This is a genomic window from Saccharothrix sp. AJ9571 (assembly GCF_021725495.1).
GTDB lineage: Bacteria > Actinomycetota > Actinomycetes > Mycobacteriales > Pseudonocardiaceae > Amycolatopsis > Amycolatopsis magusensis.
Map to the genome: position 1 here is coordinate 6,243,011 of NZ_CP091382.1, position 22,814 is coordinate 6,265,824.

The following is a 22,814-nucleotide window of genomic DNA, read 5'->3' on the forward strand; positions in this document are numbered from 1 at the left end:
GGTGCTCGTCCTCTCAGGAATCGTCCCGCCGCACGGTGCCCTCGATCAGGCCGTACGGGCGGTCGGCGGCGTGGAACACCTCGCCGGGGTTGTCCAGGCCGAACGCCGACAGATCGGTGAGGAAGTGGTGCTTGTTCGGCAGGGACAGGCTGACCTCGGCGATCTCCGGCACGTTTTCCAGCACCCGGCTGCCCATCGCGTAGAGCGTCTGCTGCAGGGAGTAGCTGTAGGTCCCGCCGAACGCGTCGAGCAGGCTCGCGCGGGCGGTGTCGAAGGCCTTGCCCCAGTCCACCCCGTCGGCCGAGGCGAACCGCCAGGTCGCGGACACCGCGGTGGCCAGGATGCGGTCCCGGGTCTCGGGCAGGGTGGTGTACTCGTCACGCGGGAAGCCCCAGAACTCCGAGTCGGTCGAGTTGAGCACGGTGAGGTCGGTCAGCCCGCCGGTGACCTCGGCCCGCTCGCCGTCGTAGGTGATCAGCGCGGTGCGCGTGCCCCCGCCGGAGCGCGCGAACGAGTGGTGCGCGGGCTTGCCGCCCACCTCCAGCCTGGCCCACGGGAAGCTCTCGATGCGCACCCGTGCCCGGTGGATCGACGGCTGGGAGCCGACGAACCGCCTGGCCAGGCGCAGGCCGTAGTCCTCGATCTCGCCGATGCCCTCCCTGGCGAAGGCGAACACCGTGTTCTTCTGCGTGTCGGTGGCCAGCACCTTGTCGTTCGCGCCGGTGGAGTGGGTGTCGGTCATGTCGCCGGACAGCGAGACGCTCACGTTCAGATCGGTGATCCCGTGCCGCTCGCCGTCGCGGTCGATCCGCACCACGCGATTCTCCGCCTTGCCGTACTGGTTCTCGCCGAGCACGATCGCCATGCCTGCTTCCTCCCGACTGCCGCCCGCCTGCTGGATGTGAAGCAGTACACAGTCCGGCCCGGCGACCGGGCCACGGTCGATCCGCCGAAACCCGCGGTGCCCCCCGGCGTCGTTTTTGTGGTTACCTCCAAAGGCCGTCCCCGCGCCGGTATGCGGTACTGGGGGCCGGAGGAAAAGGGAGGTGCGGGTGCGACTCGGAGCCCTGCTGGACACGCCTGAGCTGGGGCTGACCCTGCTCTACGGCCCCGGCGCGCGCGAGCGCGAGTTCGCCCGCGTGTTCACCTCGACCCTGAGCGACCCCACCCGGTACCTGACCGGGGGCGAACTGGTGCTCTGCGGCATGCGGTGGCTGCCCGGCCCCGAGGACGCCGACGCGTTCGTCACCACGCTGATCGAGGCCGGGGTGGTCGCGCTCGGCGCCGGTACGGCCGAAGTGGACGGACCGGTGCCGGAGCACATGATCGACTCGTGCCGCCGCGCCGGCCTGCCGTTGTTCGAGGTGCCGGTGTCCGTCTCGTTCGCGACGGTGAGCGAGCGCGTCATCCTCGGCCTGGCCGCCGAACGGGCCGGGGCGGACGGCGGCGGGGATCTCGACCGCCACCGGCGCCTGCTCGCCGCGGTGACCGCCGGTGGCGGCCTGCCCGCGCTCGTCGAGGCGGGCGCGGCCGAGCTGGGCGCGGACTGCTGGGTGCTCAGCGCCACCGGCCGGGTGATCGCCGGAACGGGGGATTCGCTCGGCGCGGAGCAGCGCGCGCAGCTCGCCCGGCGCTACCTGCTGGGGGAGCGGCTGCCGCAGGCGGCAGGCGGGTTCACCATGCTGGCTTCGGCCAACAAGGCGGGGCACCGCATGGGCAGCTGGTTCGTGGTGGTGGCCGACGACCACGCGCGCTGGGAACCGGCGCAGCGGGAGGTCGCCGCCGAGTTCGCCGCGCTGGCCGGGCTCGAACGGTCCCGTTTGGACGATGCGAAGCGCATCGAGAACCGCGCGGCGGAACCGTTGCTGCGCCTGGTGTTTTCGGCCGAAGCCACCCAGGCGGACCTGAACTCGCGACTCGCGGCCGCCGGTTTTTCCGCCGAGGACCAGGTTCTCGTGCTTTCGGCGGGCGTGCAGGGCGGTGGCCCTGGCCTGGCACCGGTGATCCTCGATGAGGTGCTCGCCCCGTTCGGCGGCCCGGCGCTGGTCGGCTCGCTCGACGCGGAGACGTTCGGCCTGCTGGCGGTCCGGGAGCCGGTGGACGGCCTGGTCGAGCGGATCCGCGAAGCCGTGCTCGTGGTGGAGCCCGCCCTCGGCTCGGCCCGGCTGGCGGTCGGGATCGGCCGCGCGCCGGACGCGCAGGCCCTGCGCCCCACCGTCCAGGAAGCACGGCACGCCAGGAAACTCGCCGAACTGGCCCCCGGCCGCGCTTCGGTGGTCGCCGGGGACGAGGTCGCGTCACACCTGTTGTTGCTGGCCGCCGTCCCCGAGGAACTACGCCGGTCTTTTGGTGCGAAGGTGCTCGGCCCGCTGGTGTCCTACGACGACGCGCACGGCTCGGATCTGGTGCACACGGTGAAGGTGTTCCTGGAGAACTCCGGGTCCTGGACGCAGACCGCGGCCGAACTGCACCTGCACGTCAACACCCTGCGGTACCGGGTCAGCCGGATCTCCGAGCTGACCGGCCGGGACCTGAGCCGCTTCTCCGACCGCGTGGACCTCTACCTGGCGGGCTGCTTCACCCGGGAATGGGGTTGACCGGGCCGGCCTTCGGCGCCGCTCGCATGCCGAAGTAGACGTAGGGCGTGTCGTCGGGGAAGGTGCCGAAGACCAGCGGGAGCCACGGCGCGCTGACCGGGCCCATCCCCGGCATGGCCAGTACGTTCGCGGACACCGGCACCAGCGCGGCTTCGATCGGCGGTGAGTAGCCCGCCATGCCGCCCAGCAGTTCGAACCGCAGGTGCGGGCCGCCATCGCGCTCGCCGATCGTCAGGCGCACGCCCTCGCGTTCGTACGTCCCCGCCAGCGGGGCCACCTCGATCGGCCGCGGTTCGGCCGGGGGAGCGAAGACCTCGGGCATCCGCACCCCGGCGAGTTCGCCGAGCAGCTCCTGGAACAGGTCGGTGAAGAAGCTGGTCGCCACCCCGCCGTTGGTCAGCAGCGCGGCCACGACCCCGCTGCCGGGCACGACCCGCAGGTACGAGAACTGCCCGCCCGAAGCGCCGTCGTGCCCGTAGCCGGGAACGCCGTCCCAGTCGTACAGCGCCCAGCCATGGCCCCAGCCGGTCGCCATGAAGGACCAGGTGTCCAGGCAACTTGCGACCTGCTGCCGCATCAAGGCCGCCGATCCGGCGGACAGCACGCGCGTGCCGTCGGGCGCGACACCGTCGTCGAGGTGCATCCGGGCGAAGCGCACGACATCGGCGGCGGTGACGAGGACCCGGCCGTACGGTCCGGCCGAGCGCGGCATCATGTCCCACGCCGGCGCCGGTTCCGGATCGGTGCCCAGCTCACCGAGGTGGCTCATCGCCACCCGGAACCGCAGCGCCTCCTCCGGCAAGGTCATCGACTGTTCCAGACCCAGTGGCGTGAACAGCCGGTCGCGCAGCGCGTCGTCCCAGGTCTGGCCGGTGAGCACCTCCACGATCCGGCCGAGGATGGCGTATCCGGTGCTGCTGTAGGAGATCACCGTCTCCGGCGGGCAGTCCTGGCCGACGTCGGCGCAGGCTTCGACGTACCGCGCGAGGCAGTCGTCACCGCGGCCGGTGTCCAGGGTGAAGTCCCCGGCGATCCCGCTGGTGTGGCTGAGCAACTGACCGATCGTCACGGTCTTCGCGACTTCGGCGTCGGCGACCGCGAAGCCCGGCAGCACGTCGGCGACCCTGGTGTCCAGCCGCAGTTCCCCGGCGTCGACCAGCTGCATCACCAGCGTCGCGGTGTACACCTTGGCGACCGAACCGGACTGGAACACCGAGTCCGTGGTCACCTCCACGCCGGTCCCGCGGTGCAGCACCCCGCTGGCCAGTTCGTGGAGTTCGCCGTCCACGAACACCGCCAGCGCCGCCCCCGGCACGTGGTGTCCGGTGCGCAGCGCGTCGAAGCGCGCCTGCCAGTGAGCGTGGTCGAACGGCATCTCGTCCCCCTTGGTCTTTTCCCCGTTCTAGCAGGGGAGCGAAGTCGCCCGCCGGTCACTGACAGAAGATGTCAGTGATGGGCGGGCAGCATCAGCGGCGTGAACGATTTCGATTTCCTGCTCGGGTCCTGGAACGTGACCAACCGGCGGCTCAAGACGATCCTGTCCGGCGCCGGCGACTGGGTCGAGTTCCCGGGCACCAGCATTTCGCGGTCCCTTTTCGACGGTGGCGGGAACACCGACGAGATCATCTTCCCGACCCTGGGCACCCGGGGGTTCACCCTCCGGTTGTTCGACGTCGAGCGGCAGCAGTGGGCGCTCTACTGGTCCAACAGCCAGACCGGCCGCCTCTTCCCGCCGGTTCTGGGCACCTTCACCGACGGCCGCGGCGACTTCTACGGCGACGACGAGCACGAGGGCAGGCCGATCAGGGCGCACTACACCTGGTCGGGCATCACCCCGGACTCGGCGCGGTGGGAACAGGAGTTCTCCGCCGACGGCGGCCGGACCTGGGAGTCCAACTGGGTCATGGAGTTCGCCCGGGCCTGAGGGCGCGCGGGGTCACTTCCGCCAGAAGAGGTGGTGGGTGACCCCGCTCGGGCTGGGCACGACGTCGACGTGGAAGCGGTCGCGCAACTCGTCGGGGGACTCCCAGAGCCGCGAACCGGCGCCGAGCTTCGTCTCCGCCACCGCCACGTGCAGGGTGTCGACGAGGTCGGCGTCGAGGAAGGCGCGGATGGTGGCCGCGCCGCCGCCGAGGCGGACGTCCTTGCCCTGCGCCGCTTCCTTCGCCCGCTCGAGCACGGCGGCCAGGTCACCGCCGACGAAGTGGAAGGTGGTGTCGGACAGGGTGAACGACGGCCGCTCGTGGTGGGTCAGCACGAAGACCGGGGTGTGGAACGGCGGCTCGTCGCCCCACCAGCCGAGCCAGTCGTGGTTCTCCCACGGGCCCCGCTGCGGGCCGAACTTGTTGCGGCCCATGATCTCCGCGCCGATGTTGTGGTGGAAGTCCCGGGTGAGGTAGTCGTCGAGGCCGCGGCTGCCGCCCGGCTCGGTGCGGTTGGGCCAGCTCGCCGTGGCCCCGGCCCAGGCGAAGATCTCGCCGGGGTCGGCGTGGCCGAACGGCCGCTCCAGGCTCTGGCCCTCCCCGGCGCCGTAGCCGTCGGATGAAACGTTGAAGTTCTGGACTCTCAGCAGCTGGCTCATGCGTTTTCCTCCGGAAGTCGCTGTTCGAAGAAGCAGACTCCACCGGAGAACCGGACTCATCGCGCTACGGGTGAGACGTGGATCACACCTTGAGGGGCCGATCACGCATGGCGGGCAGGACCGGGGTCAGCACGGCGATCGCGAGCATGAACACCGCGATGCCGACGAACGCGTCGCCGTAGTGCGACGCCAGCGTCGCGGGCGTGCCGGAGGTGCCGCTGCCGGTCACCGTCAGCAACACGGCCAGCCCGAACGCGCCGCCGAACTGCCGGGTGGTGTTCATCAGCCCGGAGGCGGCGCCGGCGTCGAGCGGCCCGACGCCGGAGGTGACCGTCCTGGCCAGCGGCGTGCCGACCAGCCCGCCGCCGATGGAGATCAGCACCGCCGGGCCGAGGATGCCGCCGAGGTAGGCGCTGTCCGGGGTGAGCAGGCTCTGCCACCAGAACCCGAGCGCGCCGATCGCCGCGCCCGCGGCGATGAGCACCCTGGCCTGCACGCGCCGCATCAGCCACGGCACCACCCGCAGGCCCACCACCAGCATCACCAGCGCGTGCGGCACGAACCCGAGCCCGGCCTGCGCGGCGCTGTACCCGAGCACGTGCTGCATGCTCAGGGTGAGGAAGAACCACACCGGGACCTGGCTCGCCCCGGCCAGCAGCATGGCCAGGTTGCCCCAGCCGACGCCGGGCAGGCCCAACAGCCGCGGCGGGATCAGCGGTGACGCGGCGAACTTCGCCTCGACCACCACGAACGCGAGCAGCGCGACCAGCCCGCCCGCCAGCGGCACCGCCACCGCGGCCTCGCCCCAGCCGTGCTCGTGGGTCTGCGAGACGCCGAGGGTGAGCAGCGTCAGCCCGGCCGTGGCCAGCACCGCACCCGGCAGGTCGAGCCGGACGCGGCCCCACGGCGTCTGTGCGGGCCGGGCGAGCACGCGCGCGGCCAGGAACAGCACCGGGATGCCGATCGGCACGTTGACCAGCAGCACCGACCGCCACGACAGGAACTCGGTGAACACCCCGCCGAGCAGGTTGCCCGAGGCCCCGCCGACCAGCGCCACCGCGGTGGAGATGGTCAGCGCCCGCGTCCGCCGCGGCCCCTCGGGGAACGAGGTGGTCAGCATGGTGACCGCCAGCGGCGCGAGCACGGCCGCGCCCGCGCCCTGCCCGGCCCGCGCCGCGATCAGCATCGCCGGTGACGTGGCCAGCCCGCCGATCAGGCTGGTCACGGTGAACACCGCCAGGCCGCCGAGGAACACCCGCCGATGGCCGTGGATGTCGGCGAGCCTGCCGCCGAAGAGCAACAGCCCGGCGAAGGCCAGCGTGTAGCTGTTGACCACCCACTGCAGGCTCGCCGGGGCGAAGCCCAGTTCCGCCCGCACCGACGGCAGCGCCACGGTGATCACCGACGTGTCGAACACGACCAGGAAGTGCGCCGTGCACGCCAGTACCAGCGCGGTGGTCGCGGTGCCGGTCTTGCCGGCTCCGCCGGACCCGGAAGCCCCCCGGACGCTGGTCACCGGGCGGCGGCGGTCTTCCGGATGTTGATGTAGTTGCCACCGATCCAGTCGTCGAAGGTGGCGGTCTCGGCCGGGATGCTGACGTCGAACCCGCACTCCCTGGCCCGCGGCACCGAGAAGCGGAAGTCCCCGTTGGGGCGCAGGAAGAACACGCTGGAGGTGCGGCTGCTGCCCACCCGCTTGTCCGCGCCGGGCGCGGCCACGTGGTGCTTGGGCGCCTTGATCGCGCCGTCGGCCACCAGCGTCGCCACCGCGCCGCAGAACACCAGCACCGCGCCCGGCTGCGCCGGGATGTCCACATAGGACCCGTCCACCTCGACCTGCAGGCTGACGAACCCGTTCGCGCACGGGGTCTGGTGGATCAGGGTGACGATCGAGAGGTCGTAGTGCGGGGCCATCCGCAGCGGCTGCTCCTCGGCCACCCGGTCCTCGGGGACCTCGGGGAAGTAGCGCAGGCGCAGCAGCGGTTCGCAGTCGAGGAAGGCGTCCATGCCGCCCTGGGGCTCCGCTCCGACCGAGGTCAGCACCTGCCGCGCGACGTCCTGCGAGGCGCGGTACATCCGCGCGAAGTAGTCCTCCCACGCCTTCTCGAACTCCGCGCTGGGGAACAGGTTGTCCGCGGTGCCCATCGAGTACGACATCGAGTAGTCGGTGTACTTGCCGGTGTTCGTGATCTGCGCGGTGCTCTCGGACTCCAGCCCGGCGTACCCGCGCCGGATGGTCGGGATCGGCGTCATCACCGCCTTCTTCTCGGCCTCGGTGCCGTGGTCGAAGAAGTCCACCGCGACTTCCCGCGCCGAGGCGTGGTCGGCTTCGGCGAGCCCGGTGCCCTTGAGGTAGAACACGCCCTTCTCGCGCAGGCAGTGGCGGAACTCCTCCTGGTGCAGGCCCTCGCGCAGCTCGGCCAGATCGAAGGTCGGCACGGTCGCGTCCGTCATGTGCTCAGCTCCTTAAGCGCCTCCGCCAGGCGCTCGACGTCGGTTTCGGTGTTGTAGAAATGCGTGGACACCCGCAGCAGCGGGCCATCCGGCCGGTCGAGCACCGGCACGTCGATCCGGAAGCGGTCCCACAGGCCGTGGCGCAGTCCGGCGGTGTCCGTGCCCGGCGGCAGCCGGAACGCGGTCATCGCACCGGACAGCCCGGGGTGCTCCGGGGTCACCGGTTCCAGGCCGTGCCGGCCGCTGAGGCGCTCGCGGGTGAAAGCCGCCAGCTCCCGCATGCGTTCCCGCACGCGTTCGTGCCCGAACCCGGCCTGGAAGTCGATCGCCGACGGCACCGCGAGCCACGGGCACAGGTCCCGCGTGCCCTCGCATTCGAGGTTGCGCAGGCGGTCGGTGCTGCCGAACTGGTTGCGCTCGTCGGAGGCGTTTTCGCCGTCGGGGCGATAACCCCAGCTCACCTGCGGCGGGCGGAGCACGCCCGCCTGGTCCTCGGCGAAGTGCAGGAAGCCGACGCCGGTGGGCGCCAGCAGCCACTTGTGCCCGCTGCCCGCGTAGTAATCGCAAGGCAGGGCCACCAGGTCCAGTTCGGTGAACCCGGGGGCCTGCGCGCCGTCGACTACGGTCAGGATGCCGCGGCGGCGGGCCTCTTCGCACAGCCGCGCGGCGGGCAGGACCAACCCGGTGGGCGAGATCACGTGGCTGAAGAAGAGGAGCCGGGTGCGCGGGCCCATCGCGGCCGTGGCCGCCTCGACGACCTCTTCGGGGTCCAGTGGTTGAACCGGGAGGTGAAAGGTCCGGACCACCAGGCCCTGGTGTCGTGCCACCCGCTCCCAGCACCACCGCATGGGGGCGTACTCCTGGTCCGAAAGCAGGATTTCCCCGCCCGCGGCCAGGTGTGGCTGTACCGACGAGGCCACCAGGTTGACCGCGCCGGTCACGTTGGTGGCGAAGGCCAGCCGCTCCGGCCGTGCGCCGAGGTAGCCGGCCAGGCGCTCGCGCGCGGTCCACAGCAGCGGCGGCAACTGCCGCGAGAGGAAGTCCATCGGCCCGGCGGCCATCCGCGTGCGCAGCGCGGTGACCCGGTCGAACACCGGACGGGGGAGCGGACCGCAGGAACCGGCGTTGAGAGAGGTCACCGCGGGATCGAGCGACACCTGCTCACGGGCGTTCGCCCAGGCGGTCGCGACCATGCGCAGGTCTCCCCGAAGAGTATAAGGACTTGCAGGCGGAAAAATGGTCGGCCGGGCATTCGGCTAAAGCACGGAGCGCCGCAGCCGGTATGTGCGGATGAAAGCATTCCCCAGGCGGCGCGGTGCCCGCAGCCGATGTGGAAAGGCTACCAGCCGTCGTCGCGGGTTGGCAAAGAAAAACCGCCCGGTATGGCGTAGCGCACCCCGGGAGCCGGGTGGCCCATCTGTGAAAATCCCTTGTGTGTCAAGGATTGCCGCGCTCCATCCGACGAAGGTCGGGGTCACGGGCGAGGTGGGCGGTAGTCACTCCAATGGCGGTTCACGGACCGGCTCGCGCTGTTAGCCTCGGTCCTGTGGCGAGTTCACCGCTACCCGTTGATGTGCGCTGATCATTTTCGCGGCGGCTTCCTTCGGCGTCAACCGGGCAAGCAAAACCGATTAATCACGGAGCATTGTCGAGCAGTATTGTCGAGCATTGTCGAGCAACCGGGTGGCGGCCGAACGCCGCCCGACCGAATTCGCCGACCCGGCCTTTCACCGTCCGTGCGCCCCGCTGCGTCCGGACGGGTGGCGGGGTCCCCCGAACGGCCCTTCTTTCCGACCACCACTGACACACGCTGGGGGACAGCAATGGTTCTCGAGATGCCCGCCGCCCGCGTACCGGCGGGCCCGGACGCTCGCGACGTGCGCCAGGCGCTCGCCCGCCACGTGCTCACCGACGGCTACGACCTGGTGCTCGACCTCGAGGCGAGTACGGGTCCCTGGCTCGTCGACGCCGTCACCGGTACCCGCTACCTCGACCTGTTCTCATTCTTCGCCTCCGCGCCACTCGGGATCAACCCGTCCTGCATCGTGGACGACCCGGCCTTCGTCGGCGAACTCGCCGCGGCCGCGGTGAACAAGCCGTCGAACCCCGACGTCTACACCGTGCCCTACGCCAAGTTCGTCACCACCTTCGCCCGCGTGCTCGGTGATCCGCTGCTCCCGCACCTGTTCTTCGTGGACGGTGGCGCGCTGGCGGTGGAGAACGCGCTGAAGGCGGCGTTCGACTGGAAGGCGCAGAAACTCGGGCTGGACGACCGCGCGGTGAACCGGCTGCAGGTCCTGCACCTGGAGCGCTCGTTCCACGGCCGCAGCGGCTACACCATGTCGCTGACGAACACCGACCCGTCGAAGACCGCGCGCTACCCCAAGTTCGACTGGCCGCGCATCCCCGCCCCCGCGCTGGAGCACCCGCTGACCGCGCACGCCGAGGCGAACCGGGAGGCCGAGCGCCGGGCGCTCGAAGCGGCGGAGGAGGCGTTCCGGGCCGCGGACGGCATGATCGCCTGCTTCCTCGCCGAACCCATCCAGGGCGAGGGCGGCGACAACCACTTCAGCGCCGAGTTCCTCCAGGCGATGCAGGACCTCTGCCACCGCCACGACGCGTTGTTCGTGCTCGACGAGGTGCAGAGCGGGTGCGGGCTGACCGGCACCGCCTGGGCCTACCAGCAACTGGGCCTGCGCCCGGACCTGGTGGCCTTCGGCAAGAAGACCCAGGTGTGCGGGGTGATGGGCGGCGGCCGGATCGGCGAGGTCCAGGACAACGTGTTCGCCGTGTCCTCCCGGATCAGCTCGACCTGGGGCGGCAACCTGGCCGACATGGTCCGCGCCACCCGGGTGCTGGAGACCATCGAGCGCACGAGCCTGCTGGAATCGGTGGTGCAACGCGGGAAGTACCTGCGCGACGGGCTGGAAGAACTGGCCGAGCGGCATCCCGAGGTGGTCACCAACGCCCGCGGCCGCGGCCTGATGTGCGCGGTGGACCTGCCGGACGCCGAGCGGCGTGACGCGGTCCTGCGCCGGATGTACACCGGGCACCAGGTGATCGCGCTGCCGTGCGGGACGCGCGGCCTGCGCTTCCGGCCCCCGCTGACGATCACCGAGAGCGAGCTGGACCAGGGCCTCGAAGCGCTGGCGGCCAGCCTCGCACCCCGCGGCTGACGCGATCAGAAATCTCCCGCCACGAACCCGGCGAGCTCGACGAGAAGACGAGAAGGAATTCCCTCGATGACGTCAGCACGACACCTGAAGTCGGCCGCGGACTGGTGCGCGCGCATCGACGCGATCGCCGGTCAGCGCTGTGACCTTGAGATGCTGCTCAAGGACGAGTGGCGGCACCGGGTCGCCGTCCGCGACGGCGACCCGGCCGTCCGAGCCACCCAGGACCAGGAACTCGCCATCTCCGGCCAGGACTACACCGCGCTGAAGCAGGCACTAGGCGCTTTTTCGATCGAAGCGTTCGCGCTCGCCACGCTGCACAGCGTGCTGCACGCCTACGGGCACGGCCACCAGACCGTGGTCGCGTTCCTGCGGGACGGCAAGGTGCTGCCGATCATCGTCGACCACCTCGAGCAGGCCGAGCTGACCTGCGCCGAGGCCGCCGAGCAGATCGAGGACGGCGTCGCCCGCGAGGACATGTACCTCCCGCCGGAGGAGTTGCTGCAGCGCGGGCTGTTCGACGCGCTGCTCGTGCTCGCGGACAGCCACCTCGGCTTCACCGAACTCCCGCCCGCGCCTCTGGTGACGATCGTGCGGGACGACCCGGCGGCCGGCTGCCTGCGCTGGCGGATCGCCTACGCCGGCGAGTTCTTCGAGGACAAGATCATCGCCGGCGTGCTCGACGTGGCCCGCGAGGTGCTCGGCCAGTTCATCGGCCGGCCCGAGCAGCTGGTCGCGGACATCGACCTGGTGTCGGCGGAGCAGGAACTCCAGCTGCACCAGTGGAACGGCACCGACGGCGAGTTCGACGAGGACAAGCGGCTCAACGAGCTCTTCGAGGACGTGGTGCGGCGGGCGCCGGAGCGCGAAGCGGTGGTGTGCGGGGACGTCCGGCTGACCTACCGCGAGGTCAACGAGCGGGCCAACCAGTTCGCCCACTGGCTGATCGAGGGACCGGTGCGCGTGCGGCCCGGCGCGCTGATCGGGCTGTACCTGGACAAGAGCGATCTCGGCGTGGTCGCCACCTTCGGCATCTGGAAGTCCGGCGCGGCCTACGTGCCGATCGACCCGGCCTACCCGGCCGAGCGCATCCGCTTCCTCGCCGGCGACACCGGGCTCTCGGGCATCGTGACGAACCGGCGGCACGCCGAGCGCCTCCACGAGGTCCTCGGTGACGAGCACGCCTCGGTGCACGTCATCGAGGTCGAGTCGGTGGTGGCGGGGCCGCACCCCGAGCAGGCGCGCGAGAACCCCGGCCTCGCTTTGAGCAGCCGGGACCGCGCGTACGTCACCTACACCTCGGGCACCACCGGTGTGCCCAAGGGCGTGCCGAAGTACCACTACAGCGTGGTGAACAGCATCACCGACCTGTCCGAGCGCTACGACATGCGCCGGCCGGGCACCGAACGCGTCGCGTTGTTCGCCTCCTACGTCTTCGAACCGCACCTGCGCCAGACCCTGATCGCGCTGATCAACGAGCAGACGCTGGTGATCGTGCCCGACGACGTCCGGCTCGACCCCGACCTCTTCCCCGAATACATCGAGCGCCACGGCGTCACCTACCTCAACGCCACGGGTTCGGTGCTGCAGCACTTCGACCTTCGCCGGTGCACCAGCCTGAAGCGGCTGCTGCTGGTCGGTGAGGAGCTGACCGCCTCGGGGCTCCGGCAGCTGCGCGAGAAGTTCGCCGGGCACGTGGTCAACGAGTACGCCTTCACCGAGGCCGCGTTCGTCACCGCGGTCAAGGAGTTCGGCCCCGGCGTGATCGAGCGGCGCGACCGCAGCATCGGCAGGCCGCTGCGCAACGTCAAGTGGTACGTGCTCAGCCAGGGGCTCAAGCAGTTGCCGATCGGCGCGATCGGCGAGCTGTACATCGGTGGCTGCGGGGTCGCGCCCGGCTACCTCAACCGCGACGACCTGACCGCGGAACGCTTCACCGCCAACCCGTTCCAGACCGAGGAAGAGAAGGCACGCGGGCGCAACGGCAGGCTCTACCGGACCGGCGACCTCGCGCGGGTGCTGCTCAACGGTGAAGTCGAATTCATGGGGCGCAGCGACTTCCAGCTGAAGCTGAACGGCGTCCGCGTCGAACCGGGGGAGATCGAGGCGCAGGCCACGGAGTTCCCCGGGGTCAAGAAGTGCGTGGTGGTGGCGAAGGAGAACGCCACCGGCGACCGGCACCTCGTCGGCTACTACCTCGTGGAGGACGGCGCCGAGGTCGCCGAAGCCGACCTGATCGCCTTCCTCGAACAGCGCCTGATCCGGATCATGGTCCCGGCGCGCATGGTGCGGCTTTCGAGCATCCCGGTCAACGTCAACGGCAAAGTGGACTGGCGTGCCCTGCCCGACGTCAGCCTCCACCCCGCCCCCGCCCATGCTATGAGTGGGGCATTACTAGCGTTCAATGCAAGTAATGCCCCACTCATAGCGGTCACCGAGCAGCTGCGGGGGATTTGGAGCGAGGTGCTCGGCGTTCCGGAGAACCGGATCGGGGAGCGCGACGACTTCTTCCGCCTCGGCGGCCAGAGCATCTCCTGCATCCTGCTGATCGCCCGCGTGCGGCAGCGGCTCGGGCTTTCTCTTGGCGTGGAGGATGTTTTCGCCCTGCGCACGCTCGACGCGCTGGCCGGTCACCTCGAATCGCAGGGCCACGTCGAGCCGGAGGTGGTGGTCGAAGAGGTCACCACCGGCAGCGAACCGGTCCGCATGCTCGCCAACGGGCTCCAGCAGGGCCTGCTCTACCACCACCTCAAGACCGCCGGCGGCGACGACGCGTACGTGGTCCAGTCGGTGCACCGCTACCACGCGCCGATCCGCCCCGAGTTGATGAAGGACGCGTGGCAGGCCGCCCGCCAGAGCTACCCCGCGCTGCGGCTGCGGTTCGACTGGGCCGAGGAGCCGGTGCAGATCGTCGACAACGACGACAAGCCGTTCGACTGGCGCTTCGTCGACCTGAGCGCCACGGCCGACGACGCCGAGCAGGAGGCCCGGGTCCGGGAACTGCAGGAGCGCGACCGCACCGAACCCTACGACCTGGCCGGTGGCCGGCTGTTCCGCGTCTACCTGATCAAGCAGCGCGAGGACCTGTTCTCGCTGATCTTCAGCTGCCACCACATCATCCTGGACGGCTGGAGCCTGCCGGTCCTGCACGACGAGGTGCACCGCAACTACCTGGCGCTGCGGGCCGGACAGCCGATCGAGGCCGATGTGGACAATGCTTATGTGGCGGCGCAGCGGTACTGGGAGGCCCACCGCAACGACCACGCCGCCTACTGGGTGGAGCAGCTCGGCCGGATCGACGAGCGCGGCGACTTCGCCGGGCTGCTCAACGAACAGAGCCGGTACCGCGTCTCGCTCGGCGACTACGACCACGTCCAGCGGCACCGGACCAGGAAGCTGTGCCTGGGTACGGAACTCACCGGTGCGCTCAAGGCCGGTTGCGCCGCCGACCAGGTGACCCTGCACTCGGTGCTGCAGTTCGTCTGGCACAAGGTGCTCCACGCCATCGGCGGCGGCAACACCACCGTGGTGGGCACCATCGTGTCCGGGCGCAACCTGCCCGTGGACGGCATCGAGAACTCCGCCGGGCTGTTCATCAACACGCTTCCGCTGATCGTCGACCACGACCAGCAGGCCGGCCAGAACGTGGCCGAAGCGGTCCGGGACATCCAGGCCGCGGTGAACACGATGAACAGCAAGAGCATCGTGGAACTGGGCAGGCTGCAGAGCGGGGAGATGAAGCGCCGCCTGTTCGACACGCTGCTGGTGCTGGAGAACTACCCGCGGCTGCTGGACGAGGAAGAAGAACTCGCGCACCAGGAAGCGCTGCGCTTCGAAAAGGCCTACGACGCCGACAAGGTCGACTACCCGATCGCCGTGGTGGCGCGGGAAGAGGGCGACGAGCTGACCGTCACCCTCTGGTACGCGGGTGAACTGTTCGACGAGGACACCATCGACACCCTGCTCGACGTCGCGCGGACGTTGTTCCGCCAGGTGACCGAGGACATCGCGCGGCCCGTCCGCGAACTGGACCTCATCTCGCCGTCGATGCGTGCGCAGTTCGATTCGTGGAACGAGACCGCCGAGGAATTCCCCGCGCACAAGACATTGCACGCGGTGTTCGAAGAAATGGCCGAGCGCTGGCCGGACGAGATCGCCGTGGTGTACCGGAAGAACCGGCTGACCTACCGCGAGCTGAACGAGCGGGCCAACCGCCTGGCGCACTACCTGCGCTCGGTGGTCGAGCTGCGCCCGGACGACCTCGTCGCACTGGTGCTGGACAAGAGCGAGCTGATGATCACCGCGATCATCGCGGCGTGGAAGACCGGCGCGGCCTACGTGCCGATCGACTCCGGCTACCCGGACGACCGGATCGCGTTCATGCTCTCCGACACCGCCGCCCGCGTGGTGGTGACCAACGAGATCCACAGCGACCGGCTGCGTTCGCTGGCGGACACCGGCACCCCCGTGCTGGAAATCGAGCTGCTGCACCTCGACGACCAGCCCGCGGAGAACCCGGTCACCGAGACCACCAGCACCGACCTCGCCTACGCGATCTACACCTCCGGCACCACCGGCAAGCCCAAGGCGGTGCTCGTCGAACACCGCGGCGTGGTCAACCTCCAGGTGTCGCTGGCGAAGCTGTTCCGCCTGGACAAGGAGCACCGCGACGAAGCGCTGCTGTCGTTCTCGAACTACATCTTCGACCACTTCGTCGAGCAGATGACCGACGCGCTGCTCAACGGGCAGAAGCTGGTGGTGCTCGACGACAGCATGCGCACCGACCCCGAGCGCCTGTGCCGGTACATGAACGACGAGCAGGTCACCTACCTTTCGGGCACGCCGTCGGTGCTTTCGCTCTACGACTACTCGTCGGCGACCTCGCTGACCCGCATCGACGCGATCGGCGAGGACTTCACCGAGCCGGTGTTCGCCAAGATCCGCGGCACCTTCCCCGGCCTGATCATCAACGGCTACGGGCCGACCGAGATCTCGATCACCAGTCACAAGCGGCCGTATCCGCCGGACGTGCACCGGGTGAACAAGAGCATCGGCTTCCCGGTCGCCAACACGAAGTGCCACGTGCTGAACAAGGCGATGAAACCGGTGCCGGTCGGCGGGATCGGCGAGCTCTACATCGGCGGCATCGGCGTGACCCGGGGTTACCTCAACCGCGAGGACCTGACCGCCGACCGGTTCGTGGAGAACCCGTTCCAGACGGCGGAGGAACGGCGGCTGGGCGAGAACGGCCGCCTCTACAAGACCGGCGACCTGGTGCGCTGGCTGCCCAACGGCGAGGTGGAGTACCTCGGCCGCACGGATCTCCAGGTGAAGATCCGCGGTCAGCGCGTGGAACTCGGGGAGGTGGAGGCGGCGCTGTCGTCCTACCCCGGGGTGGTGCGCTCGCTGGTCGTGGCCCGTGAGCACGCGGTGGGGCAGAAGTACCTGGTCGGGTTCTACGTCGGCGAGCAGGAGTTCGACGAGCAGGACCTCAAGCAGTGGATGCGCAGGAAGCTGCCCGAATCCGTGGTGCCCGCGCGCGTCCTGCGGATCACCGACATCCCGGTGACCCCGAGCGGCAAACTGGACGCGCGACGCCTGCCGGAGACCGACTTCGGTGCCGGTGAGGGCGCCGAGTACGTCGCGCCGGTCAGCGAGTTCGAGCTGAAGCTGTGCGGCATCTGGGCCCAGGTGCTGGAGATCGCGCCGGACCGCATCGGCGTGCACGACGACTTCTTCGCGCTCGGCGGCGACAGCATCCGCGCGATGGCGCTCGCGCAGGCGATCACCACCGGCTTCGGCCAGGGCCTCGGCGTGGCAACCGTGCTCCAGCACACCACGTTCGCCGCGCAGGCCGAGCACATCCAGGCGGCCGCGCTCGAGCACACCGCGTGGACGCCGCCGCCCACCGCGGTCGAGCACCCGCCGGTCTCACTGGCGCAGGAACGCCTGCTGTTCATCGACGACTTCGAAGGCGGCACGGCGGCCTACAACATCCCGTTCGTGCTCCGGCTGCCCGCGCACACCCGCGCCGCGCTCCCCGGCGCGCTGGGCACGCTCGTGCGCCGCCACCCGGCCCTGCGCACGCTGCTCAAGACCGACGACCAGGGCGTGCGGCGGCAGTACCCGATCCCGGCGGACGACGTCCGGTTCGAGGTGCCGTCGACCACAGTGGACAGCCGGGCCGAGCTGGACGAGGTGCTGACCGAGCGCGCCGGGTACGTCTTCCGGCTGCACGAGGAACTGCCCATCCGCGCCGAATCGTTCGACCACGGCGACGAGATCTACCTCAGCGTCGTGGTGCACCACAGCTGCTTCGACGGCTGGTCGTGGGACATCTTCCGCCGCGAGCTGGCGGCACTGCTCGACGGCGTCCCCGAGTCGGAACTCGGCGCTCCGCGCGGCACCTACGGCGAGTTCGCGGTGTGGCAGCGGCAGTACCTGACCGGCAAGCGGCTGGCCGCGCTGACCGAGTTCTGGACCGGCGCGCTCGGCGGCTTCGAGACCATCGCCCTGCCGCTGGACCACCCGCGCCCGCCGCGGTTCGACTACCGCGGCCGCGAGCTGGAGTTCGAGCTGGACGAGCGCACCACCGAGGCGCTGCGCGAGCTGGCCAGGACCGCCAGGGTGAGCCTGTACAGCGTGCTGCTCGGCGCCTGGTGCCTGATGCTCAACATGTACACCGGGCAGCACGACCTCGTGGTCGGCACGCCGTCGGCGAACCGGGGCCGCCCGGAGTTCGACAAGGCGATCGGCTTCTTCGCGAACCTGCTCGCCCTGCGGGTCCGCATCGACCCGGCCGCGACCCTGCCCGCCTACGTCCGGTCGGTCGGCGAGGCGGTGGTGGCCGCGCAGGTGCACGGCGAGCTGCCGTTCGAGCAGCTGGTCAAGGAACTGAAGGTGGAGAAGGACCCGAGCCGCCACCCGATCCTGCAGCTCAACTTCACCCTGCAGAACGTCTCGGACCACACCAGCGCGCTGACCGGGTACCAGCCGGACAGCGGTGGCTGGACCACCACCAAGTTCGACCTGTCCGCGACGATGACCGAGACCGCGACCGGGCTGGCGGGCAACCTGACCTACGCCGCGTCCCTGTTCGACGACACCAGCGCGAGCGGGTTCATCGCCACGTTCAAGCACGTGCTGGCGGAGTTCGCCTCGGCCGCCGCGCAGACCCCGATCGCCCGGCTCACCGCGCTCGACGAGCCAGGGCAGGCGGCGCTGCTGACACCGCCCGCCGAGCCCGCCGCCGGGCGGACCCGGACGCTGCACGCGGTGTTCGAAGAGGTGGCGGCGACCTGGCCGGACAAGGTCGCCGTGGTCCACGGTGACGTGCGGCTGACCTACCGCGAGCTGAACGAGCGGGCCAACCGCCTCGCGCACCACCTGCGCTCGGTGGCCGCGCCGCGGGCCGACGAGCTGATCGCGCTGGTGCTGGACAAGTCCGAGCTGACCCTCGTCGCGATCCTCGCGGTGTGGAAGGCCGGGGCGGCGTACCTGCCGATCGATCCGGGCTACCCCGACGACCGGATCGCGTTCATGCTGTCCGACACCGGCGCCGAGCTGGTGCTCGCCGGGGAAGCACACGGCTCGCGGGTGCGCGGCCTGACCTCGGGCAACGTGCTCGATCTCGAACAGCTCGACCTGACCGGTGAACCCGCCGGGAACCCGGTCACCGAGACCACCAGCACCGAACTGGCCTACGCGATCTACACCTCGGGCACCACCGGCAAGCCCAAGGCGGTGCTCGTCTCGCACGGCTCGGTCGACAGCTTCCGCGCGCAGCTGAGCGGGCGTTACTTCGGCTCGCCGGACGAGTCGGCCGAAGCCGTGTTGTTCCTGGCGAACTACGTGTTCGACTTCTCCGTCGAGCAACTGGCGCTGTCGGTGCTCGGCGGGCACAAGCTGATCGTGCCGCCGCCCTCGGCAGCCGACGACCCGGCGTTCTACGAGCTGGCGAACCGCGAGGGCCTGAGCTACATCAGCGGGACGCCGACGCAGGTGGAGCGCTTCGACCTGGCGCGCCTGAGCCACCTGCGGTGCGTGCTGGTCGCCGGTGAGGCGTTCCAGCCGCAGCACTTCGAGAAGATGCGCGGCGAGTTCGCCGGGCCGATCCTCAACGCCTACGGCACCACCGAAACCACCGTGTACAACACCGTGCACCGCTTCGAACCCCGTGAGGCCTACCGGAACACCCTCGGCGCGCCGCTGGGCAACACCCGGCTCTACGTGCTCGGCGACGGGATGAAGCTGCTGCCCACGGGCGCTGTCGGCGAGCTGTACCTGGCGGGCGACTGCGTGACCGAGGGGTACCTGCACCGGCCCGAGCTGACCCGCGAGCGGTTCCTGCCGAACCCGTTCGCGGCGGAAGCCGGCCGCTTCCCGATGATCTACCGGACCGGCGACGTGGTCCGCCGCGGCCCGGACGGCGAGCTGCAGTACCTGGGCCGCAACGACGCCCAGGTGAAGATCAACGGCCTGCGGATCGAGCCGGGCGAGGTCGAAGCGGCGCTGGCGGGCTGCTCCGGCGTGCGCCAGTGCGCGGTCGTCGCGGGCGCGGACCCGCAGGCACCCGAGCGCAAACGGCTCGTCGGCTACTACCTGCCCGAGCCCGGCGCCTCCGTGGACGAAGCCGACCTCTTCGCCGCGCTGCGGGCGCAGCTGATGCCGAGCATGGTGCCGTCATTGCTGGTGCGGCTCGACCGCCCGCTGCCGATGACGATCACCGGCAAGCTGGACGTGGATGCCTTGCCCAGCGCGGACTTCTCCCCGAAGCGGGCGGCCTACGCGGCCCCTCGTGACCGGGTGGAAGCGCGGCTGTGCCACCTGTGGAGCGCGCAGCTGCCGGGCGGCACGGTCGGCATCGACGACGACTTCTTCCGGTGCGGTGGCGACAGCATCAGCGCACTGCACCTGGCAGGCCAGGTGCAGCGGGAGATCGAGCGCAAGGTCAGCGTCAAGTACCTCTTCGACCACCCGACGGTGCGATCCTTCGTCGACAACGTGCTTTCCGGTCTCGCCGAGAGCACCGGCGACGACGAACCCGAGCAGGGCAGGCTGACCGGCGAATGCCCGATGCTGCCCATCCAGGAGTGGTTCTTCGCCAAGCCGCTGGCCGACCGGCACCGCTGGAACCACAACTTCGCCGTCCAGACCCCGCCGCTGGACCCCGGCGAGCTGCGGATCGCGCTGGACCGGCTGGTCGAGCACCACGACGCTTTCCGGCTGCGGTTCCCGGAAACCGGCGGGCAGGTCTACGCCGAGGACGCCGCGCCGATCACCCTGCACGAACTCGATGTGCGCGGCCTGGCCGGCGCCGACCTCCGGCAGCGGCTGGTCGACTGGCAGAGCACCTTCGACCTGGCACACGGGCCGACCGCCTGCGCGGCCTACCTGCACGGGTTCGACGACGGCACCGCGCGCGTCTGGTTCGCCCTGCACCACCTCGTGGTCGACACGGTCAGCTGGCACATCCTCGCCCAGGACCTGGAAATCCTGTACAACGGCGGCGACCTGGGCGCGAAGACCGGCAGCTACCGGCAGTGGGCCCAGGCGGTGCGCGACTACACCCCGGCCGAGGGCGAACGCGCGTTCTGGGCGGAGACCACCCGGGACATGGAGTCCGCGGAACTGCTGGCGCAGACCGAAGGCACCACGAGGCGCCGCGAGGAGTTCGCGCTCACCGCCCCGGACACGCGGACGCTGCTGGCGGAGAGTCCGTGGGCCTACGACACCGAGGTCAACGACCTGCTGCTGACCGCGACCGGCTTCGCGCTGCGGTCGATCACCCGGCAGGCGACGAACCACATCACCGTCGAAGGCCACGGCCGCGAGCTGTTCGAGGGCGCGCCGGACGTGCGGGACACCGTCGGCTGGTTCACCACCATGCACCCGTTCGCCGTCGAGGTGGATCCCGGCGACCTCGGGCGCAGCGTGCTCGCCACCAAGGCGAACCGGCGCCGGGTGCCGCACCACGGCATCGGCTACGGCGCCCTCTTCGGCGGCGAGGCCCCGCTGCCGGCGGTCAGCTTCAACTACCTCGGCAGGCTGGGCGAGGGGGACGGGCAGCCGACCGAGGCGTGGCAGCTCGACCCGGCGTTGTCCGGCAGCCACACGGTGGACGGCAACCGCCTGGCGAACCGGTCCAGCATCGACGTGACGATGAGCTGCACCCGCGGCCGCCTGGTCGCGGTGGTGGAAAGCCTGCTCGGCGAAGCGGCCACGCGCCTGTTCGCCAGCGAGTTGAAGGTGTGGCTGGAGCGGCTGATCTCGCACACCGCGACCCTCGCTCGCAACGAACCGGCACGCGAAGCCACCACCGAGCTGTTCGACCCGTACATCCTGGTCAACGAGGACGCCGAGCGGACGCTCTTCGTGCTGCCGCCCGGTGAAGGCGGCGCGGAGAGCTACCTGAGCAACCTCGCGCGGCAGCTGCCGGACCAGCGGCTGGTGCTGTTCAACAACGTCCACCTGCACACGCCCATGGGCTCGTTCGAGGAGCTGGGGCGCTACTACGTCGAGCACATCCGGCGGCTGCAGCCGTCCGGGCCGTACCACCTGCTCGGCTGGAGCTTCGGCGGCGTGCTGTCGCTGGAGATCTCCCGGCAGCTCGTACGGGCGGGTGAGCGGATCGCCGACCTGTTCCTGATCGACCCGTACTTCGGCATGCGGCAGGCTTCGGCGGGCATCGGGCTGCCCGAGGTCGAGGACATCCTCGACCCGATCAACTACCACTACCGCCCGGACGAGGCCGACCTCGCGCGGCTGGCCGGGCAGCTCGGGAACCTGGTGCTGTTCAAAGCCGGTGAGCCGAACGACGTGGTGAACGGCCCGCACCAGCCCCGGTTGTTCGAGTACTACCACGGGACGCGTTTCAACCACCTCGACCTGCTGCTGCCCGCGGCCGCGATCGAGGTCTGCGAACTGGCAGGGGAGACGCACCACTCCTGGGTGCGCAACGAAAAGCTGGTGCGGCTGATGTGCGAGCGGATTTCGACGAGCCTAGGGAGCGACTGAATGAAAATGCCGTCAGCGGAAGTGCCGACCATCGACGTTTCCCCGTTGTCCGGGGACGACGCGCAGGAGAAGGTGCGGGTCGGCCAGGAGATCAACAAGGCCTGCCGCGGTTCGGGCTTCTTCTACGCCGCCAACCACGGCGTGGACGTCCAGCGGCTGCAGGACGTGGTCAACGAGTTCCACCGGAACATGTCGCCGCAGGAGAAGCACGACCTGGCGATCCACGCCTACAACAAGAACAACCCGCACGTGCGCAACGGGTACTACATGGCGATCGAGGGCAAGAAGGCGGTGGAGTCCTTCTGCTACCTGAACCCGTCGTTCTCCGAAGAGCACCCGGAGATCAAGGCAGGCACCCCGATGCACGAGGTGAACATCTGGCCGGACGAGGAGAAGCACCCGCGCTTCCGCCCGTTCTGCGAGGAGTACTACTGGACCATGCACCGGCTGTCCAAGGTGCTGATGCGCGGGTTCGCGCTGGCGCTGGGCAAGGAAGAGGAGTTCTTCGAGCCGGAGCTGAAGGAAGAGGACACGCTTTCCTCGGTCTCGCTGATCCGCTACCCGTACCTGGAGGACTACCCGCCGGTGAAAACCGGGCCGGACGGGGAAAAGCTGAGCTTCGAGGACCACTTCGACGTCTCGATGATCACCGTGCTGTACCAGACCCAGGTGCAGAACCTCCAGGTCGAGACCGTCGACGGCTGGCGTGATCTGCCCACCTCGGACACCGACTTCCTGGTCAACGCCGGCACCTACCTCGGCCACCTGACCAACGACTACTTCCCGTCCCCGCTGCACCGGGTGAAGTTCGTCAACGCGGAACGCCTTTCGCTGCCGTTCTTCTTCCACGCCGGGCAGCACACCCTGATCGAGCCCTTCTTCCCCGACGGTGCCCCGGAGGGGAAGCAGGGCAACGAGGCGGTCCGCTACGGCGACTACCTCAACCACGGCCTGCACTCGCTGATCGTGAAGAACGGCCAGACCTGATCGAGG

11 protein-coding genes are annotated in these 22,814 nt (G+C 70.0%); 5 read left to right on the forward strand and 6 right to left on the reverse strand.

Translation table 11 applies throughout. The features are described from left to right. Positions 1 to 13: 13 nt before the first annotated feature. Positions 14 to 865, reverse strand: a complete 852-nt coding sequence (pucL, locus tag L3Q67_RS29005) for a urate oxidase (RefSeq protein ID WP_499184603.1) — start codon at positions 863 to 865, stop codon at positions 14 to 16. 187 nt (positions 866 to 1,052) lie between these two features. On the opposite strand from pucL, the gene L3Q67_RS29010 reads away from it, so the two are divergent. Beyond that, on the forward strand, positions 1,053 to 2,597 hold the full coding sequence (locus L3Q67_RS29010) for a PucR family transcriptional regulator (protein ID WP_499184604.1): 1,545 nt from the start codon (positions 1,053 to 1,055) through the stop codon (positions 2,595 to 2,597). Here the strand turns inward: L3Q67_RS29010 and L3Q67_RS29015 are convergent. Further along, positions 2,578 to 3,972, reverse strand: coding sequence for a serine hydrolase domain-containing protein (locus tag L3Q67_RS29015; protein ID WP_499184605.1), 1,395 nt, complete (start codon positions 3,970 to 3,972; stop codon positions 2,578 to 2,580). The two genes, L3Q67_RS29010 and L3Q67_RS29015, sit on opposite strands and share 20 nt — an antisense overlap. Positions 3,973 to 4,071: 99 nt before the next feature. On the opposite strand from L3Q67_RS29015, the gene L3Q67_RS29020 reads away from it, so the two are divergent. Continuing rightward, positions 4,072 to 4,521 carry a hypothetical protein gene (locus tag L3Q67_RS29020; protein ID WP_499184606.1) on the forward strand — a complete coding sequence of 150 codons (450 nt, stop codon included), beginning with the start codon at positions 4,072 to 4,074 and terminating at the stop codon, positions 4,519 to 4,521. A gap of 12 nt (positions 4,522 to 4,533) precedes the next feature. Here L3Q67_RS29020 and L3Q67_RS29025 read toward each other — a convergent pair whose 3' ends face one another. The 4 genes from L3Q67_RS29025 to L3Q67_RS29040 all read right to left on the reverse strand — a co-directional run bounded on the left by L3Q67_RS29025 (position 4,534) and on the right by L3Q67_RS29040 (position 8,825). Further along, complete coding sequence (locus tag L3Q67_RS29025; protein WP_499184607.1) at positions 4,534 to 5,178, reverse strand: dihydrofolate reductase family protein; 645 nt, start codon at positions 5,176 to 5,178, stop codon at positions 4,534 to 4,536. Between the two features lie 82 nt (positions 5,179 to 5,260). Then, complete coding sequence (locus L3Q67_RS29030; RefSeq protein ID WP_499184608.1) at positions 5,261 to 6,694, reverse strand: MFS transporter; 1,434 nt, start codon at positions 6,692 to 6,694, stop codon at positions 5,261 to 5,263. Continuing rightward, on the reverse strand, positions 6,691 to 7,632 hold the full coding sequence (locus L3Q67_RS29035; RefSeq protein ID WP_499184609.1) for an isopenicillin N synthase family oxygenase: 942 nt from the start codon (positions 7,630 to 7,632) through the stop codon (positions 6,691 to 6,693). Before L3Q67_RS29035 ends, L3Q67_RS29030 begins: the two co-directional genes overlap by 4 nt. After that, a complete protein-coding gene (locus tag L3Q67_RS29040; RefSeq protein ID WP_499184610.1) occupies positions 7,629 to 8,825 on the reverse strand; it encodes an aminotransferase class V-fold PLP-dependent enzyme in 1,197 nt (398 codons plus the stop codon). Before L3Q67_RS29040 ends, L3Q67_RS29035 begins: the two co-directional genes overlap by 4 nt. A gap of 642 nt (positions 8,826 to 9,467) precedes the next feature. On the opposite strand from L3Q67_RS29040, the gene lat reads away from it, so the two are divergent. From lat to L3Q67_RS29055, 3 genes are all read left to right on the forward strand, one after another. Beyond that, positions 9,468 to 10,808 carry a PLP-dependent aminotransferase family protein gene (gene lat, locus L3Q67_RS29045; protein WP_499184611.1) on the forward strand — a complete coding sequence of 447 codons (1,341 nt, stop codon included), beginning with the start codon at positions 9,468 to 9,470 and terminating at the stop codon, positions 10,806 to 10,808. A 66-nt stretch (positions 10,809 to 10,874) separates the two neighbouring features. Next, positions 10,875 to 21,821, forward strand: a complete 10,947-nt coding sequence (locus tag L3Q67_RS29050) for an amino acid adenylation domain-containing protein (RefSeq protein ID WP_499184612.1) — start codon at positions 10,875 to 10,877, stop codon at positions 21,819 to 21,821. Next, positions 21,822 to 22,808: an isopenicillin N synthase family oxygenase gene (locus L3Q67_RS29055; RefSeq protein WP_499184613.1), complete on the forward strand. Its 987-nt coding sequence runs from the start codon at positions 21,822 to 21,824 to the stop codon at positions 22,806 to 22,808. Positions 22,809 to 22,814 lie beyond the last annotated feature (6 nt).

Bases quoted from the DNA above. Each gene is read 5' to 3' on its own strand.
- pucL (WP_499184603.1), bottom strand. From the start codon at position 865: ATGGCGATCGTGCTCGGCGAGAACCAGTACGGCAAGGCGGAGAATCGC.
- L3Q67_RS29015 (WP_499184605.1), bottom strand. From the start codon at position 3,972: ATGCCGTTCGACCACGCTCACTGGCAGGCGCGCTTCGACGCGCTGCGC.
- L3Q67_RS29050 (WP_499184612.1), top strand. From the start codon at position 10,875: ATGACGTCAGCACGACACCTGAAGTCGGCCGCGGACTGGTGCGCGCGC.
- L3Q67_RS29025 (WP_499184607.1), bottom strand. From the start codon at position 5,178: ATGAGCCAGCTGCTGAGAGTCCAGAACTTCAACGTTTCATCCGACGGC.
- L3Q67_RS29035 (WP_499184609.1), bottom strand. From the start codon at position 7,632: ATGACGGACGCGACCGTGCCGACCTTCGATCTGGCCGAGCTGCGCGAG.
- lat (WP_499184611.1), top strand. From the start codon at position 9,468: ATGCCCGCCGCCCGCGTACCGGCGGGCCCGGACGCTCGCGACGTGCGC.
- L3Q67_RS29055 (WP_499184613.1), top strand. From the start codon at position 21,822: ATGAAAATGCCGTCAGCGGAAGTGCCGACCATCGACGTTTCCCCGTTG.
- L3Q67_RS29040 (WP_499184610.1), bottom strand. From the start codon at position 8,825: ATGGTCGCGACCGCCTGGGCGAACGCCCGTGAGCAGGTGTCGCTCGAT.